The sequence below is a fragment of the Sphingobacterium sp. PCS056 genome (assembly GCF_023273895.1).
Lineage (GTDB): Bacteria > Bacteroidota > Bacteroidia > Sphingobacteriales > Sphingobacteriaceae > Sphingobacterium.
On the sequence record NZ_CP096883.1, the window covers coordinates 2,125,002 to 2,140,842 of the forward strand.

Below are 15,841 nucleotides of genomic sequence, written 5' to 3' on the forward strand. Positions count from 1 at the left end.
ACCAAATTAAACAATTACTAAAATTCTCCAGATTGCAGAGATTGCCATACATAGAAATGCTAGTGGTGTTAATACTTTCCAGCATAAATTCATCAGTTGGTCTGCACGTAAACGAGGTAATGTCCAGCGGATCCACATCTGCACACCAACTAAAAAAAGCGATTTTGAAAATGTCCAAAATATTCCCCAAGCAAAGCCTGTTGTCCAATCGGCAAGCTTCAATGCGCCAATATTAGGTAAAGGAGTGTTCCAAGCCCCTAAGAAGATGACCACTCCCAACATAGACACTAAAAACATCATCGCATATTCAGCTAAAAATAAGAATGCAAATTGTATTCCTCCATATTCGGTATGAAAACCACCTACTAATTCTGATTCTGCTTCGGGTATATCAAATGGGGCACGGTTACATTCTGCCAATGTCGCGATAAAAAAGATGATATAGGTGACGATCATATGTGGAGCCTGAAAGATATTCCAAGCGAATATTCCACCAACATTTTTGATCGACCAAATACCTAAAAATTTGATTTCTTCTGTTGCCAATACGCCTTGGTTGGTTGCAATATCATTTAAGTTTAATGTTTGTGTCAGCATAACAGCAGCGATCAGTGATAAGCCAACAGGGATTTCATAGGAGACCATCTGTGCAATGGCACGCATCGAACCCAGTAATGAAAATTTATTGTTGGAACCCCAGCCTGCCATTAAAATCCCGATTGCATCAATGGATACAATGGCCATAATAAGGAATAAACCCGTATGTGTATTGACGGGAATAAAATCTTGTGACCAGGGCATAACAGAAAACCCCGTGAAAACGGCCACGAAAATAATGATCGGAGCCAGACGGAATAAAATTTTATCAGCTAAGAGTGGAGTGATTAATTCCTTTTGTAGCAGTTTTAAGATATCAGCAATGGTTTGGAGAGAACCATATTTTCCAGTTTCCATAGGACCAAGTCTGTCTTGAACAAACCCAGCTATTTTACGTTCAGCATATACTGCAAACAACGTGAAGATCGCTATAAACATGAATATAGCGACAGGAACAAGGATATGGATAAATAAATCTAACAAGTCTTATTTGTAATGATTATGAATAAGTGAAATTCTAGTAGGCAAATTTAAGTAAAAGGTATGAATTAAGAGCAGGAAAAACAAATTATATACTGGTTTAATAGACATTTGTTTTTAGAAACAAAAAAAGCATCTTAAAAGATGCTTTTTTATAGAAATATTTTAACGATTAACGTTGTGTAATTTCAACATAATTACGTTCTGTTTGTCCAGTGTAAACTTGTCTTGGACGGCCGATCGGCTCTTTGTTTTCACGCATTTCTTTCCATTGTGCGATCCATCCCGGAAGACGACCTAATGCAAATAATACGGTAAACATTTCCGAATTAAATCCTAGTGCGCGATAAATAATTCCTGAATAGAAATCGACGTTTGGATATAATTTTCTGTCAATAAAGTATTGATCGTTTAATGCAGCTTCTTCCAATTTTTTCGCGATATCTAAAACAGGATCATTTACTCCTAATTTTTCTAGAATATCATCACATGCTTTTTTAATAATTTTAGCACGTGGATCGAAGTTTTTGTAAACGCGGTGACCAAATCCCATTAAACGGAAAGGATCATTTTTATCTTTTGCTTTTGCTAAATATTTTTCTGCATCACCACCATCATTTTTGATTGCTTCCAGCATTTCAATGACAGCTTGATTAGCACCACCGTGTAATGGACCCCAAAGCGCATTGATACCGGCAGATACCGATGCATATAGATTTGCATTTGAAGAACCTACGATACGTACCGTAGAAGTCGAACAGTTTTGTTCGTGGTCAGCATGTAAAATCAACAATTTATGCATGGCATCAATGACAACAGGATCAAAAGTCTTTTCTTGATTGACTTCTCCAAAAATCATATTTAAGAAATTGTCGATATAGCCTAAATTAGTTTTAGGATAGACAACAGGATGACCTAAAGATTTCTTTTGAATCCAAGAAACAATAGTCGGCATTTTTGCCAATAAATTGATGATTGTTTTATCTTCTTCTTCTGGTGTAGGGTTAGGATCTAAAGATTCTGGATAGAATGCCGATAAAGCACCAACTAGACATGATAATTGTCCCATTGGATGAGATTTTGAAGGAAAACCTGCAAAGAAGTTCTTCATGTCTTCATGGATCATCATTTGTGATTTGATGTCCGTGCGGAATTGTTCTAAAACGGCTTTTGTAGGAAGATCTCCGTATATCAATAGATAAGCAACTTCTAAGAAAGTCGATTTTTCAGCTAATTGTTCAATAGGATATCCGCGGTATCTCAAAATACCGGTTTCACCGTCTAGGAAAGTAATGGCACTTTTTGCTGCTCCTGTGTTTTTAAAACCTGGATCTAAAGTAATATATCCAGATTGATCTCTCAATTTAGAGATGTCAACTGCTTTTTCGTTTTCTGTACCAGTAACAACTGGAAATTCGTATGACGAACCATTTAAAATAATAGATGCTGTTTCAGACATAAGCTTCTTATGTTATCATGTGTTTATGCAAATGTAATAAAATTGATAGCTAATATACTAGATTTTCGTAATAATAATGCCATAATCCGCTTGTTTTTGACTTTAATTTTAATTACAAATGGCAGTTTTTACTCATAACTGCCATTTGGTTATCCAAAAGTTTTAGATGGATAAAAAAGTTAAAAAAATAATTTTTCAAGCATAATATAAGGGATCTACACGATCGGAGATTGATCGTTTTCCGCTCCACAGTAAGGATCCATATGTTATTCTTTTACAGTAAAATTGATTTTAAAAAAGCTTAGTTTTTAATCAACTTGAAAACCATATTTTTTATAGATATTTTTAGCCGATGATGACTGTAGATAAGTCATAAAATCAGTTGCGGCCTGCTTATTTTTTGATTTTTTTAATTTACCAGCCATGTATTTTGCCGTTATATTTTCATGATCTGGAATAGCAATACTTTCAATTGGATGATTTTTTATCTTTTGAAAGTAGGCTTCAGAATACCATACCGGAGCCACATCAGCTTGTCCCTCCAGTATTCTCAAAGGACTTTCCCGATGATGAATTTTAGTGAGGTAAGTTGATTTATCGGCTACTTTTTCTTCCATGACAGCATGAATGAGTTCTTCTCCGCCTGCTTTCCGATAAGCCGTTTTTATTTGTTCTCCAACCCCTTCCCATGCTGGATTTGGCATACTGATGCGAACATCTTTGCGTTTCAGATCTGTTAAAGACTTGATGTTTTTTGGATTTCCTTTAGGAACCATAAGGGTCAGTTTATTGGTCGCATATGCAATTGTGTGATCGAAGTAGTCTGCCATTTCGGTGATCCTTCTTTGACCAGCCGTATAGATATCAGGAGTGTGTGTGATCTTCAGATTACCAATCGTCAAAGATCCACCCTGTATTTGTTTAGCTAAAATTCCAGGAGGAAGTGTTTCTACAAAAATACGTTCATACTGTGGGTATTCCTTTTTAAACGTTTTGATGAGATCGTCAATAACCATAAACTGATTTCCTGCAAAGAAAATAACCAATTGTGGGTTTTCGATCTCACCGTATAGATCAGGAATATTATCAATACCTGGAATCGTAAAATTTACTGCAGATTCAGGTGGTGTATTCCATGGGGGATGAAATTGGTAATCTTGGGCATATGTAAATGCTGTTCCTAGCAGAAAAGCAAGAAGTGTTTGAAAGAATATTTTCATGTGTTGTCCTTAATTATGGTTTAACAATATTCCATCCTTGATGAGCTCTGATGATCAATTCACCGTTGCCACTCGGTACATAACCGATAAAGTCAAAAAGCTGTTCTTTCGTGAGGTTTCTTTCCTTTAGCGAATTGGTACATTGTGCTACAATAACACCTCGGGCAATTAGCTTTTTGAATTGTTCCTCATATTTAGACGTGCTTTTTAGAAAAGCCTCCGTTCCTCCAGAAAAAGTAATGAGCTCTACTGTTAATTTTCCCTTTAATCTTGGATCATCTAATACATTATTGATATTTCGAATCGCTTTTTCAATCGTTTTAGGATCGTTACTATCCAATTGATAGATCGTATGATAAGCTTTCTTTTCGGCAATAGCTCCCTGAAATGAAGCATTTTTAGTCAATTCCTCTGGGGTCTGAGCGGATAATTTCCCTACACTTAGTAGAGAAATGATCATGATCATCATCGTTTTATTCATTTTTTAAAAATTAAAAGGTCCAAATTTATGTTGTATTGCACTAATTTTATCGTTGTAGGGTGGGTAAGGAGAGTCCTTTGGTTTCTTAGCTAAATTGGGATAGTCTTTTTCTTTATTTGCTTTGATAGGTCTCGAAAAAGAATTAATGTATGCTGCTACATCATATGCCTCCTCATCTGTTAAGATGGGATTGTCATGTGTAGCACCTAAAGGCATATTCCCTTTAATAAATTTCATTGCCGTCAACACGCGTGCCATTCCTGCACCATCGTTGTAGGAATCATCACCCCATAATGGTGGATATTGATAACCCTTACTATCTGTAAGTTTTTGACCTTCCCCATTTGCACCATGACAACTTTGACACTGTTGTTGAAATACGGCAGCACCATTTTTTTGATTGGCGGCCCGTTCTGGAATGGTGACTTTCACAAATCCCTGACCAGCAATTCTTTTTCCAATAGGTACATTTTTGCTGATATATTTGATATAAGTAATTATGGATCTCATTTCAGTACTGTTGACATCAATAGCATGACCATTCATACTGCGTTCAAAACAACCATTGATACGTTCTTCTAACGATTCTATTTTATCTTCTCTTCCGATGTAAATAGGGAAAACACCCGTTAGACCAACGTAAGGTGCAGCAAATGATTTTGTGCCACCATTGAGATGACAATTGGTACAAGCTAAATGATTACCGATTTTTGTTCCATTGTTCTGATAAAAATAATTGTAAGTCTCCCGAATCAATTTTTCCCCATAACTTGCCATCTTATCTTCGTTAGTTTGCTCATAGGGACTTCGTTTTAATTGATCCACATGTGTGATCATTTCTTCACTTTTATGCTCTTTGGGAGAAGACTTATCAGGCAGAGCATTTGTCATGTAAGCAAATAAAATGATAAAGCATACTAATATACTCGTGATCACCATAATGGTACTACTACTTCTCCTAATTTTTTTTATTTCCTCTTCCATTCATACTTGGGTTTAAAACAAAAGTAGCTGAATCGAAAGCAACACTATAATTCAAAATTATTATTACTCATAACATATGGTTATGAGTAGATTTTACCTTTATGCTGCTGTATAAAGTTCATAAATTTAATAGGTAGACCGGTTAAGCCGCCGACAAGATGTGTGATATAGAAATAACGTTCTATACTGAAATTATCAAATTCTATAATTTTGAGTTCACCATTTTTAAGTTCTTCTTGGATAGCATGAATGGATAAAAATGCTGCAGCATGGCTATATTTGAGATAACGCTTTATACTTTCAGAAGAAGATAACGTAATTTCTGTATGAAGGTGTTGTATAGAAACTCCTGCTTCTTTTAATTTCCGATCAATAATATCGCGGGTACCAGAACCTGCCTCTCTAAAGACGAGAGCTAGTTTGTAGATATCGTTAAGCGCATATTTATCCTCATTGCATATCATATTATTGCATCTGGTGACCAAAACAATTTCATCTTTGATATAAGGAATAAATTTTAACGATCTATTATCGGGCAATCCTTCTGTAATACCTAGATGAATCTCATTTTTTATCAGCAACTGTTCAACACGTTTTGAATTTGCTTGGATCACCTTAATTTCATTTTGTGGAAAATGCTGATTAAATGCTACTAGCATTTTAGGTATGACATACTGGGATATAGTCGTACTTATGCCGAGTAAAAGATTTCCATTTTCCTTTCCAATGATTTCGTTGATTTGATATGTCGCCAGATTATATTGCTCCAAAATAATTTGTGCATGATGATAGAGGATTTTTCCAGCAGGGGTAAGCGCTAAACGATTTCCTAACCTTTCAAATAGGGCAGTACCTATTGAATTTTCAATTTCTTGAATATTTTTACTCACTGCAGGCTGAGAAATGAACAGTTCCGATGCTGCTTTGGTGAAGTTGAGTGTATGAGCTGCAACATAAAATACTTTTAGTCTAAAATCGAAATCCATATAGCCTTATTGTGATGTCATGTATTGCTCCAAATCTATAAAAAAATAGATGCGATTTCATGGATTAACAATATTGTCACAATAGCGAAGAGCTTTATAAGAGGTTTATTATTCACAAATGTATCTTTTATGCACATTAAATCTGGCAAAAGTTTATGTCATATCCTTCTTTTGTTGTCGGATGATTACACTGGAGTACGCCTAAATCTTGCTTGCACAAATAGGGTATAGGACAGCTCTGTAAGCTGAAAGCTTGCAAGCATTTTTTGTTTTACTTTTATAGGGGACAAGTGGCCGTATGTGACTATCGAAAGAAAAAAATAAAATATTTCTTTTGTTTGTTACGATTTATTCGTAGACTTGTGTATAATTAGTAGTTTAATAATCAGATATGGAAAAGTTAACAGCACAAGAAGAACAAGCGATGCAAGCAATTTGGAATCTTAAGGCATGTTTCGTGAAGGAGATTTTAGATCATATTAAAGGAGAGAAAATGCCTTACACCACATTGGCTTCTACAGTTAAAAATTTAGAAAAAAAGGGATTCGTCAAATCTGTTAAATATGCAAATGCCAATCGATATGAGCCCCTTATATCTGAAGAGGATTACAAGGAAAAATTTATGCACTCCTTTGTTGGAGATTATTTCAAGAATTCATACAAAGAGATGGTGTCATTCTTTGTGAAAGAAGAAAAACTTTCTGCATCTGAATTGGAAGAAATCATGCAGATGATTAAAGATAACAAAAGCGAATAAGTATGGAAAATATCCTAAATTATGCTATTCAAATTAATGTATTACTTACTGTTGTCTACTTAGGTTATGCATTTTTATTAAAAAACCTAACATTTTATATGCTCAATCGGGTGTACTTGTTGACAGGTATTGTCTTTTCATTTGTATATCCGTTTCTTGACATACAATCTTGGTTTAGTAAACCCATTCCATCCGTTGGGGAGATCGCGATGGATTGGTCTATGTTTTTGGATCAAGATGTTGAGCAATCATTTTTCACTTTAAATAACATATTGATTATCATATTGGGTATAGGTATTGCTGTTTTATTTATACGGTTTTTGATCCAGATGATCAGTTTGTTGCGCATTCATATCTATTCGGAACCTGCACAATGGCAATCTTATCTTTTTAGAAATGTTTTTATACCTATTGTTCCTTTTTCATTTCTGAATAAAATCTATGTCAATCGAGACCATCATGACGAACCTGAATTATTGGATATTTTTAAACACGAAGATATCCATGTTAAAGGTCTGCACTCTATTGATATTTTGATCAGCGAATTTACTTTAATCAGTAGCTGGTTCAATCCTTTAGTCTGGTTGATGCGGAAAGGGATACGTGAAAATTTAGAATTTTTGACAGACCAACAAGTACTTAACCATGGAGTCGATAAACAAGCATATCAATATAGCCTGTTGCGTGTCAACAGTAGTGGGGGTGCTGCTACATTAGGGAATCAATTTAGTTTTAAAGCCTTAAAAAGAAGGATTATGATGATGAATAAAAAACGATCAGCAAAAATACAAATGAGCAAATATGCTTTTATGCTTCCTGTATTTGTATTAACTGCCGCAGCATTTACTTTAAATAAAGCTGAAGCGAAGATTACAGAAGCGGTAGATGCGGCTAAGGAAATGACTTTGGCACCTGTCGTATCAGAGGTTCAAAAACCTGTTGATACCATAGAGAAAGAAATCGATATCAAGCCAGATACATTAAAAGGAAAAGTAATCGGTTTTAAGTTAAACACCGATACTGTTATCAGAGGAAGTGCAATAGTAGATGCTTCTTTTAAAACAACTGAAAGTAATGGGGTGAAAACTGTTATAATAAGAGGTAATTCATCTTTAGGTAAGGATGTCTTATATATAGTGGATGGAAAAGAGACTCAAGCTGATGATATCAGTAGTATTGATCCATATCATATAAAAGAAATTAGTGTGGTTAAAGATCAGGTTGCTACAGTTAAATATGGTGAAAAGGCGAAGAATGGAGTGATATTTATAACGACCAAATCCTCTGCGGAAAAATTTTCAGCACCAACAGCCTCAGAATCTACTAGTAGCTTGAAGAATAAAAATGACGGAATTGAAATTAAGGAAAGAGCTTCTGCAACTGTCATAAGCACCACCTCACCAAGGATTACTATTCATAAAAGAGATAGATTGGCTAATGACCCCTTATATCTAGTTGATGGAAAAATCTATGAGGGTGAAATAAGTTCAATTCAACCTGATCATATCGAAAGTATAGAAGTTTTAAAAGATGCTTCTGCAACTGCGCTTTATGGAGCCAAAGCAGAAAATGGCGTCATTATCGTAACAACAAAAAAGGAAACCTCCGGAAATTCGACTACATTAAAAAGTGATAACGGAAAAACAATTAAGGGAGTCAGCATTAAAGTGAAAAATAACCACGATTCGGTAAAAACTATACCTGAATCTCAAATGGATGAGATCACTATTATTGGTATTAAAAAATAGAATGGCCTTCATCATAAGATTAAAAAAACTAAAAAAGCTCTAAAATTTTTAATTTTAGAGCTTTTTTAGTTTTTTTAAGACTTTTATCTTGGTTCAGATACGGTAAAAGGTTGATAGGGACTCAGATTGAATGTAAAATTTCCATTTGAATCCGTACCGCCAACACTTCTGACTAGAGCCCTAATTATATATGTTGCATTTGGATGGTATTGTTTAACTTCAAAATTGTAGAAAAAAGGCTTGATTTTATTGGTACCTCTAAATTTATCAGCTAATGCATGGTGATCATCTACGGCGATGACTTTTCCATTCTCCAATAGTTCGACACCATCGATCTCTAAAAAGTTTTTTCCACCTGTAAAAAAGAAACCAGCTTGCACGCGGCCTGTAGTATACACCTTTTTAGTAACATCAATTGTCATTTCTTTAAACTGCTCAGTAACTGTAGCGGGACTCCATTTTGCTACAGTATATCCCCCGCTTTTATAATAATCAACTTTCAATTCATCCAATCGATCATAATGTTGATCCAAACGAAGAGAAAAATCACTAAAGTCTTTTTTACTTTGAGCTGTCCATCCTGTTTCAGCAACAGCAAGTAACCGAGGGAAATTTTGTACATTCATATCCTTCACCTCTTGTGGAAGAGCTGTCCATTGATTTGCTTGAACACCTAAAACCAGCTTTTCCTCTTCTGGACTGAGACCCTGACTGGGGTCATATTGATAAACACGTGCTATGGTATTGATATTGCCATAAGCTAGATCGCTCATCGTCCCATCATCCCGGTCAGCTTGTGTGATATCAAAATACATAGGCGCAGTAGGAGTTGCCACGCTTTCAAATCCATTTTTCACTGCTTGCTTAATAGCATCCGCACCTAACCAACTCATGATAGCAGTTTCTTTCGGTAGATTTTTAGCATCCACCAGAATATCATTCCATCCCATTGGTTTTCGGCCTTTGCTGCTGATGATATGAGATACACGCTTGACAAAATAACTCTGTAATTCGGTAACTGTTTTAAAATTATTTTTTTTCATGAAATCCGTGACATGAGGTTCCTTTTCCCACAGATCGTGGCGAACTTCATCACCACCAAAGTGAATGTATTGTCCAGGAAATAGTCCTACAACCTCAGTAAACACATCGTCAAGAAATTGGTAAACAATTTCTTTAGTGGGATCTAATGTGTTGGGAGTAAATTGATTGCCCCAATATCCCCATGAAGAAACAAATGGAAACACATGATTAGGGTAACTGTTCTGATTAACTCCCAATTCCGGATATACCAAAATAGTAGGCCAAGAGTGTCCGGGTACATCAATTTCAGGGACAATCGTAATGTGGCGTGCTTTGGCATAAGCAACTACCTCTTTAATTTGTTCCTGCGTGTAGAATCCGCTGCGTTCGGGTGGTTGATGGGTGGTGTGGTGGAAAACAGTCGCTTTCTCGGATGTTAATTTGGGATACTTTTTGATTTCAATGCGCCAGCCTTGATCGTCAGTCAAGTGCCAGTGGAAAGTATTCATTTTATAGAGCGCCATGACATCCAAGTATTTTTTGATCACATCTACACTATAAAATGTACGGCTTGCATCCTGCATATATCCGCGCCAATGGTACCTCGGAGCATCTGTAATCGACAGATTTGGAACAGTCCATAGGCCATTCTGGACGATAGATTGCTTTTCAATTGTACTAGGTAACAGTTGCCTCAACGTTTGTGTCGCATAGTACAGACCAGTCGCAGATGCAGCTTTAACAATGATGTTATCCGATTTAATATCCAATGTGTACCCTTCTTGCGGTACGTTTTTTAATTGCTGATCAAGAACAAAGTGAATTCCTTTTTTACGGGCATTTTCTTGTTCGATTTTAAGATCAAATCCTGTTGCGGTTTTAATCAATTTTACAAATTCCTGTATTTCAGAACGATTTTCCTTATTTATGTAGATCAGCGTCTGGGGATTTAAAGAAAACTCGCCATTTTGTGCAATCATCTCGCTAGGTTTGGGTATGATCGCAAAGCGTGATTCCTGTGCTTCTAGTTGATACGAAAGCAATAAAATGGCTATAATGGAAAGGCATTTTTGCTTTGTTTTTTTGATATAAAACATGCTTTATTCGGTTTTGATTGATATTAGTTCCTTTAAAGGTAGAAAATCATTTTAACTTAAAATGATGCTTTTCGATATCAAACGTTTGCGCTTTTTTGGGATGGCGGGCTCATAAAGCAGGAAGCCGTTAATCTGTTTAACGGCTTCCTTCTTTATTTTGTATTTAAATTTGTCATCGTCAGCTCAATCCCGATATGGACAAAACTATGGATCATTTTTACTGCGTGGTCGATCAGGCGTGGAAGTTCTTTCTGTTCCTCAGGATCAAATGGACCTAAGACATAATCAATTTGCCTGCCTTTTGGATAATTATCACCAATTCCAAAACGAAGACGAGGATAAGCTTGTCCTCCGCACAAAGCTTCAATCGATTTTAATCCATTATGCCCCGCAGCTGAACCTTTAGGTTTAATCCGTAATGAACCAAATGGAATAGCCAGATCGTCGACAATCACTAATGTGTTTTCGATAGGTACCTTTAGCAGTTGCATGTAATAATTCATGGCCTTACCACTTAAATTCATATAAGTCGTGGGTTTGATCACATACACGTTATGTCCACGCTGCTTGAACTCGGAGTAGGCAGCCAATTTTAACGTTGAAAAAGAAGCATTGGCCTCTTTCACCAGTTGATCAGCAACCATGAAACCAATATTATGACGCGTGTCGGCATATTCTCTTCCGATATTGCCTAATCCTACGATAAGATAATTCATTGTTTAATACTTAGCCTGCAAAAGTAAGGAAACCTTTTCAAATACAATAGACATGCTATGCTTTAACTGGTAAAATAACAACGATTAGCTGACTCCTTATCCAAAGTGACCGTTAATGTAGTTTTTCGTGATCTCGTGCTGCGGATTGTTAAAGATATCGATCGTAGCACCCTCTTCTTTGACTTCACCTAGGTACATAAAGATCGTTTTATCAGCGACACGCTGTGCCTGTTGCATATTATGAGTAACGATGACAATGGTATATTGATCCTTTAACTGATGGATCAGTTCTTCAATTTTCAACGTACTAATCGGATCTAAAGCCGAGCAGGGTTCATCCATTAAAATAACATCAGGTCGAAGTGCAACTGCACGGGCGATACATAAACGTTGTTGTTGTCCGCCGGATAATCGGGTTGCTGGTTTCTTAAGATCATCTTTCACTTCATCCCAAAGATATACCTCCTCCAAAGCCTTTTGAATCACAGCAGGGCTTGCATCCAAATTATTCAACTTTAATCCGTAGGCGATATTTTCCTGTATACTTTTTGGGAATGGATTTGCCTTTTGGAAAACCATACCGATTCTTTTGCGGATATCCGTCACAGATATCCCTTTTTGGTAGATATTCTGACCGTCAATACTTACCATTCCTTCAATTCTGGCATCTGGCACCAGGTCGTGCATACGATTAAACGATCGCAGCAAAGTACTTTTGCCGCATCCAGAAGGGCCAATTAAAGCAGTGACTTTTTTTTTAGGAAATTCAATATCAATTCCCTTTAAAACATGTTTAGAACCAAACCAGATATTCAGGTCTTTGGTATATAAATTATTGGTCATTTTTTCTGTATTTATAACGAATGTAGAAAGCGGTTAAATTCATTAAGAAAACCACCATGATCAGTACGAGTGCAGTTCCATACGCTAATGGACGAACTTCTTCAATAGATTGATGTTGCGTCGATAGCATGTAAAGATGGTATGGTAAAGCCATAAACTCTTGACTGGTATTGACAGAAACATCTGTGATATAAAATGCAACACCTGTAAATAAAATGGGAGCAGTTTCTCCAGCAGCTCGAGATAATGTCAAGACAACACCAGTCAATATACCAGGTAATGATGCAGGTAAAACAACATCTTTAATGGATTCAAATTTTGTCGCTCCTACAGCGAGAGCAGCCTCGCGCATACTGGCCGGAATACGGAGTAATGCTTCTTCTGTTGTCGTGATGATATAGGGTAATGATAGAAGACCCAGCGTCAATCCTGCAGATAGGAGCGATGTTCCGAAGTGTAAGCCCTGTACAAATAATGCTAATCCAAATAAACCATAAATAATAGAGGGAACACCCGATAGGTTACGGATTGAAGCTCTAATGGTGCGCGTCAACCAAGTATTCTTAGCATATTCATTTAAATAGATTGCGCAGCAAACGCCAAATGGAATAGAAAATAGAGCTGTGATTAACGTTAAAATAACAGTTCCGATAATCGGAGAGAGCACGCCCCCCTTTGTCATGCCGTCTGTAGGTAATTCGCTGATGAAAGACCAGGACAAGGAAGACCATCCCTTTGAGAAAATTTCGTATAGGATGACTATTAAGAAAAAGCATACCAATCCCGTTGAGAGCAGTAGTGATCCCCATTCAATAATAGGAGTTATTTTTTTAAAATTAAGCCGCATGATATTTTCTAAAACGATTAATAAAATATTCACCAACCAAATTGGCAATTAAAGTCATAAAGAATAAGACGATCGCAATAGCAAATAAAGCAAAGTAATGTGTCGTCTGATAAGGTACTTCGCCCATTTCAATGGCAATAGTTGCTGTGATGGTCTTGACCGAGTCAAAAAAGTCTTGCGGAAAAAGTGCCGCATTTCCCGTTGCCATTAATACGGTCATCGTTTCGCCGATCGCACGTCCCAGCCCCAACATAACTGCAGCAATTATACCTGGAGCAGCAGCTGGAATCGTAATTTTAATTAACGTTTCCCATTTACTGGCACCCAAAGCATAACTCCCTTCACGATAGGTTTTGGGGATGGCATGTATGGCATCTTCAGATATGGTAATAATAGTTGGCAATGCCATGATCGCAAGTAATAAAGAACCGTTTAAAGCATTTAAACCATTAGGTAGATCCGTAAGTTCCGCGATTTTTGGTCCCACCAATACAATGCCTAAAAAACCGATGACAACAGATGGTATGGCAGCCAACATCTCGATTAACGGTTTTAATATGTTTTTAACCTTTGGACTTGCATATTCTGAAATGTAAGCTGCTGTTCCAATACCCAGAGGAATAGCAATTACCATAGCACCAAATGCAACAATTGTCGTACTGACGATCAGGGGTAAGATACCGTAGGTCGGAGTAGCAGCTGTGGGATTCCATTCACGGCCAGTTAGAAAATCAAAGGGTTTAACCTCTAAAAAGAAGGATATGGCGTTATATAATAACATCCCAAAGATTCCACCCAGAAGTGCCAATACCAAATATCCTGTCAGCTTGAAGGTGTGTTGTGCAACACGATCAATTACAATTCTATTTTTATACTTCATAACCTATATTAGTGAATAACATAATACCCTGATGCTTCGATTAGATTTTTGCCCTTAGCATTTTTTTCAAATGAAATAAAGGGTTCTACCTTTTTCCAAGACTTTTCGGGAATAAATTGGAATAATGGACGCTGGAAATAATAGCGATTTTGACGAATAGCCTCTTGATCCAATGGAGAAACTGCCGTATTCGTGTTATCAATAATTTTTAAAACCTTGATACCTTGTTGGACATTGGTATTTTGCGAGATATAACCTGCACCGACATATCCGATACCGGATTTATCCAATTTTACACTTTCCAAAATCTGGGAATTACCCGTCATTTCTTTAGCAGCCTGACTAAAAGTAATTTTTAATTTTTTCTTGACAAAAGAGTATGTTCCAGAGCTACTTTGTCTACCATAGATAGTAATGGGCGATTTATTATTTGATAATTTTGACCATGAATCTTGTGTTCCATCTAAAATTTCTGCTAAATCTTTTAAGTTGATCGCTTCAAGCGGATTATCTTTATTGACGACAAATGCGGTTGCATCCTCGGCAAAGACAACCGTTCGCAAAGGAATGTTCTTCTGTTTAAATAGGTTTATTTCGTCTTCCGTTAAAGGGCGAGAAGAGTTTGCAATATCAGCTTGCCCGTTGAGTAGCGCAGTGATGCCCAGACCAGAGCCTCCTCCAGAGATGGCAATACTAAAATCAGCATTCTCTTTTGAAAATTCCTCTGCAAGATTTACAGCTAAATTGACCTCGGTGTCTGAACCTTTCATTTTGATGGCATGATCCGCATCAGCGCAGCTTTGAGTCAAAACAAGGATGGAGAATAAGAAGAGCTGTGGATATCCAAAAATGTGCTTTTTCATTACTTTTATAAAACAAGTCGAGACTTTAAGATGTTTTCAAAAGTAATGATACACTGTTAATTCGTCATGAACCCAATGTTAAGAAGGTGTTAATAATTAATTTGCTAAACTTTTCTTAACAAAAAAGGCATCGAATGATCGATGCCTTTTAAAAGCTGTTTAATAAATCTGGAAAGATTATTTTTTACCACCTTTAGTTGCTTTCGCAGCTTCTTGTTCTGCTTGACGTAAAGCACGTGACATAATAACAGATACGATAGTATCGTCAGAATTGTTTAATACTTTAGCGTTTTCTAAAACTACTTGAGCAACGCGGAAAGATTTACCAACTTCCAAAGATTCCATAGGAACTTCAATTTCTTGAGGTAAGTCACCAGGTAAAGCTTTAACACGTAATTTACGTAATTTTTGAACTAATTTACCCCCTAATTTAACACCTGGAGAAGTTCCAGTTAATTTTACAGGAATATTTATTGTAACTTCTTTCTCGTCATTTAACTCTAAAAAGTCAATATGAGTAACTAAGTCAGTTAATGGGTGGAATTGAGCGTCTTGAACGATAGCTTTTACAGTTTTTCCATCAAGGTTTAAGTCAATGAAGACAACCTCTGGAGTGTAAAGAACTGCTTTCAAATCAGCTGCGGATACAGAAAGGTGTGTTTGTGTAGAACCACCATAAAGAACTGCAGGAACATTACCTACGTAACGCAATTCTTTTGAATCTCTTTTCCCTACGTTCTGTCTTACAGAACCGCTAATAGCAATTGATTTCATCTTTAATTTGATTAAATTTTGAGGTGCAAAGATATGTATTTTTATTTATAATAATAGGTTGATAGCTATTATTATAAATAAAAAAA

General features: G+C 36.4%; 15 protein-coding genes. 2 read left to right on the plus strand and 13 right to left on the minus strand.

Annotated elements, in window-relative coordinates; genetic code table 11:
• Window positions 1-6 precede the first annotated feature (6 nt).
• The 6 genes from MUB18_RS08735 to MUB18_RS08760 form a co-directional block, all read right to left on the minus strand.
• Entirely contained in the window at window positions 7-1,080 is a 1,074-nt protein-coding gene (locus MUB18_RS08735; RefSeq protein WP_084405323.1) for a complex I subunit 1/NuoH family protein, read from the minus strand.
• A 169-nt stretch (window positions 1,081-1,249) separates the two neighbouring features.
• Entirely contained in the window at window positions 1,250-2,536 is a 1,287-nt protein-coding gene (locus MUB18_RS08740; RefSeq protein WP_045753790.1) for a citrate synthase, read from the minus strand.
• 308 nt (window positions 2,537-2,844) lie between these two features.
• Window positions 2,845-3,756 carry a molybdate ABC transporter substrate-binding protein gene (locus tag MUB18_RS08745; RefSeq protein WP_094773301.1) on the minus strand — a complete coding sequence of 304 codons (912 nt, stop codon included), beginning with the start codon at window positions 3,754-3,756 and terminating at the stop codon, window positions 2,845-2,847.
• 13 nt (window positions 3,757-3,769) lie between these two features.
• Entirely contained in the window at window positions 3,770-4,237 is a 468-nt protein-coding gene (locus MUB18_RS08750; RefSeq protein WP_045753792.1) for a DsrE family protein, read from the minus strand.
• A 3-nt stretch (window positions 4,238-4,240) separates the two neighbouring features.
• Window positions 4,241-5,221 carry a c-type cytochrome gene (locus tag MUB18_RS08755; protein ID WP_248755671.1) on the minus strand — a complete coding sequence of 327 codons (981 nt, stop codon included), beginning with the start codon at window positions 5,219-5,221 and terminating at the stop codon, window positions 4,241-4,243.
• Between the two features lie 80 nt (window positions 5,222-5,301).
• The gene (locus MUB18_RS08760; protein ID WP_045753794.1) at window positions 5,302-6,207 is read right to left on the minus strand and encodes a LysR family transcriptional regulator; all 906 of its coding nucleotides are present in this window, start codon (window positions 6,205-6,207) and stop codon (window positions 5,302-5,304) included.
• Between the two features lie 391 nt (window positions 6,208-6,598).
• Here MUB18_RS08760 and MUB18_RS08765 point away from each other — a divergent pair, with 391 nt between their 5' ends.
• Window positions 6,599-6,964 carry a BlaI/MecI/CopY family transcriptional regulator gene (locus MUB18_RS08765; RefSeq protein WP_045753795.1) on the plus strand — a complete coding sequence of 122 codons (366 nt, stop codon included), beginning with the start codon at window positions 6,599-6,601 and terminating at the stop codon, window positions 6,962-6,964.
• A 2-nt stretch (window positions 6,965-6,966) separates the two neighbouring features.
• Window positions 6,967-8,712, plus strand: a complete 1,746-nt coding sequence (locus MUB18_RS08770; protein ID WP_248755672.1) for a TonB-dependent receptor plug domain-containing protein — start codon at window positions 6,967-6,969, stop codon at window positions 8,710-8,712.
• 83 nt (window positions 8,713-8,795) lie between these two features.
• Here the strand turns inward: MUB18_RS08770 and MUB18_RS08775 are convergent, their stop codons facing one another.
• From MUB18_RS08775 to MUB18_RS08805, 7 genes are all read right to left on the minus strand, one after another.
• Window positions 8,796-10,832, minus strand: a complete 2,037-nt coding sequence (locus MUB18_RS08775) for a beta-N-acetylhexosaminidase (protein ID WP_248755673.1) — start codon at window positions 10,830-10,832, stop codon at window positions 8,796-8,798.
• 152 nt (window positions 10,833-10,984) lie between these two features.
• Window positions 10,985-11,548, minus strand: coding sequence for an aminoacyl-tRNA hydrolase (gene pth / locus MUB18_RS08780; protein WP_045753797.1), 564 nt, complete (start codon window positions 11,546-11,548; stop codon window positions 10,985-10,987).
• Window positions 11,549-11,644: 96 nt separating this feature from the next.
• Window positions 11,645-12,391 (minus strand): phosphate ABC transporter ATP-binding protein PstB, encoded by a 747-nt coding sequence (pstB, locus tag MUB18_RS08785; RefSeq protein WP_248755674.1) that lies wholly within the window; start codon window positions 12,389-12,391, stop codon window positions 11,645-11,647.
• Complete coding sequence (pstA, locus tag MUB18_RS08790) at window positions 12,381-13,238, minus strand: phosphate ABC transporter permease PstA (RefSeq protein WP_248755675.1); 858 nt, start codon at window positions 13,236-13,238, stop codon at window positions 12,381-12,383. Before pstA ends, pstB begins: the two co-directional genes overlap by 11 nt.
• Window positions 13,228-14,118: a phosphate ABC transporter permease subunit PstC gene (gene pstC / locus MUB18_RS08795; RefSeq protein ID WP_045753799.1), complete on the minus strand. Its 891-nt coding sequence runs from the start codon at window positions 14,116-14,118 to the stop codon at window positions 13,228-13,230. The genes pstA and pstC overlap by 11 nt, the downstream gene beginning before the upstream one ends.
• Before the next feature lie 8 nt (window positions 14,119-14,126).
• Complete coding sequence (locus tag MUB18_RS08800) at window positions 14,127-14,981, minus strand: substrate-binding domain-containing protein (protein WP_045753800.1); 855 nt, start codon at window positions 14,979-14,981, stop codon at window positions 14,127-14,129.
• A 177-nt stretch (window positions 14,982-15,158) separates the two neighbouring features.
• Window positions 15,159-15,755, minus strand: a complete 597-nt coding sequence (locus MUB18_RS08805; RefSeq protein WP_045753801.1) for a 50S ribosomal protein L25/general stress protein Ctc — start codon at window positions 15,753-15,755, stop codon at window positions 15,159-15,161.
• Between the last annotated feature and the right edge of the window lie 86 nt (window positions 15,756-15,841).

What these genes read in the sequence shown, in the direction of transcription:
- MUB18_RS08745 (WP_094773301.1), bottom strand. Translation starts at nt 3,756, where the DNA reads ATGAAAATATTCTTTCAAACACTTCTTGCTTTTCTGCTAGGAACAGCA.
- MUB18_RS08740 (WP_045753790.1), bottom strand. Translation starts at nt 2,536, where the DNA reads ATGTCTGAAACAGCATCTATTATTTTAAATGGTTCGTCATACGAATTT.
- MUB18_RS08755 (WP_248755671.1), bottom strand. Translation starts at nt 5,221, where the DNA reads ATGGAAGAGGAAATAAAAAAAATTAGGAGAAGTAGTAGTACCATTATG.
- MUB18_RS08805 (WP_045753801.1), bottom strand. Translation starts at nt 15,755, where the DNA reads ATGAAATCAATTGCTATTAGCGGTTCTGTAAGACAGAACGTAGGGAAA.
- pstC (WP_045753799.1), bottom strand. Translation starts at nt 14,118, where the DNA reads ATGAAGTATAAAAATAGAATTGTAATTGATCGTGTTGCACAACACACC.
- pstA (WP_248755675.1), bottom strand. Translation starts at nt 13,238, where the DNA reads ATGCGGCTTAATTTTAAAAAAATAACTCCTATTATTGAATGGGGATCA.
- MUB18_RS08750 (WP_045753792.1), bottom strand. Translation starts at nt 4,237, where the DNA reads ATGAATAAAACGATGATGATCATGATCATTTCTCTACTAAGTGTAGGG.
- MUB18_RS08775 (WP_248755673.1), bottom strand. Translation starts at nt 10,832, where the DNA reads ATGTTTTATATCAAAAAAACAAAGCAAAAATGCCTTTCCATTATAGCC.
- MUB18_RS08770 (WP_248755672.1), top strand. Translation starts at nt 6,967, where the DNA reads ATGGAAAATATCCTAAATTATGCTATTCAAATTAATGTATTACTTACT.
- MUB18_RS08800 (WP_045753800.1), bottom strand. Translation starts at nt 14,981, where the DNA reads ATGAAAAAGCACATTTTTGGATATCCACAGCTCTTCTTATTCTCCATC.
- pth (WP_045753797.1), bottom strand. Translation starts at nt 11,548, where the DNA reads ATGAATTATCTTATCGTAGGATTAGGCAATATCGGAAGAGAATATGCC.
- MUB18_RS08765 (WP_045753795.1), top strand. Translation starts at nt 6,599, where the DNA reads ATGGAAAAGTTAACAGCACAAGAAGAACAAGCGATGCAAGCAATTTGG.
- MUB18_RS08760 (WP_045753794.1), bottom strand. Translation starts at nt 6,207, where the DNA reads ATGGATTTCGATTTTAGACTAAAAGTATTTTATGTTGCAGCTCATACA.
- pstB (WP_248755674.1), bottom strand. Translation starts at nt 12,391, where the DNA reads ATGACCAATAATTTATATACCAAAGACCTGAATATCTGGTTTGGTTCT.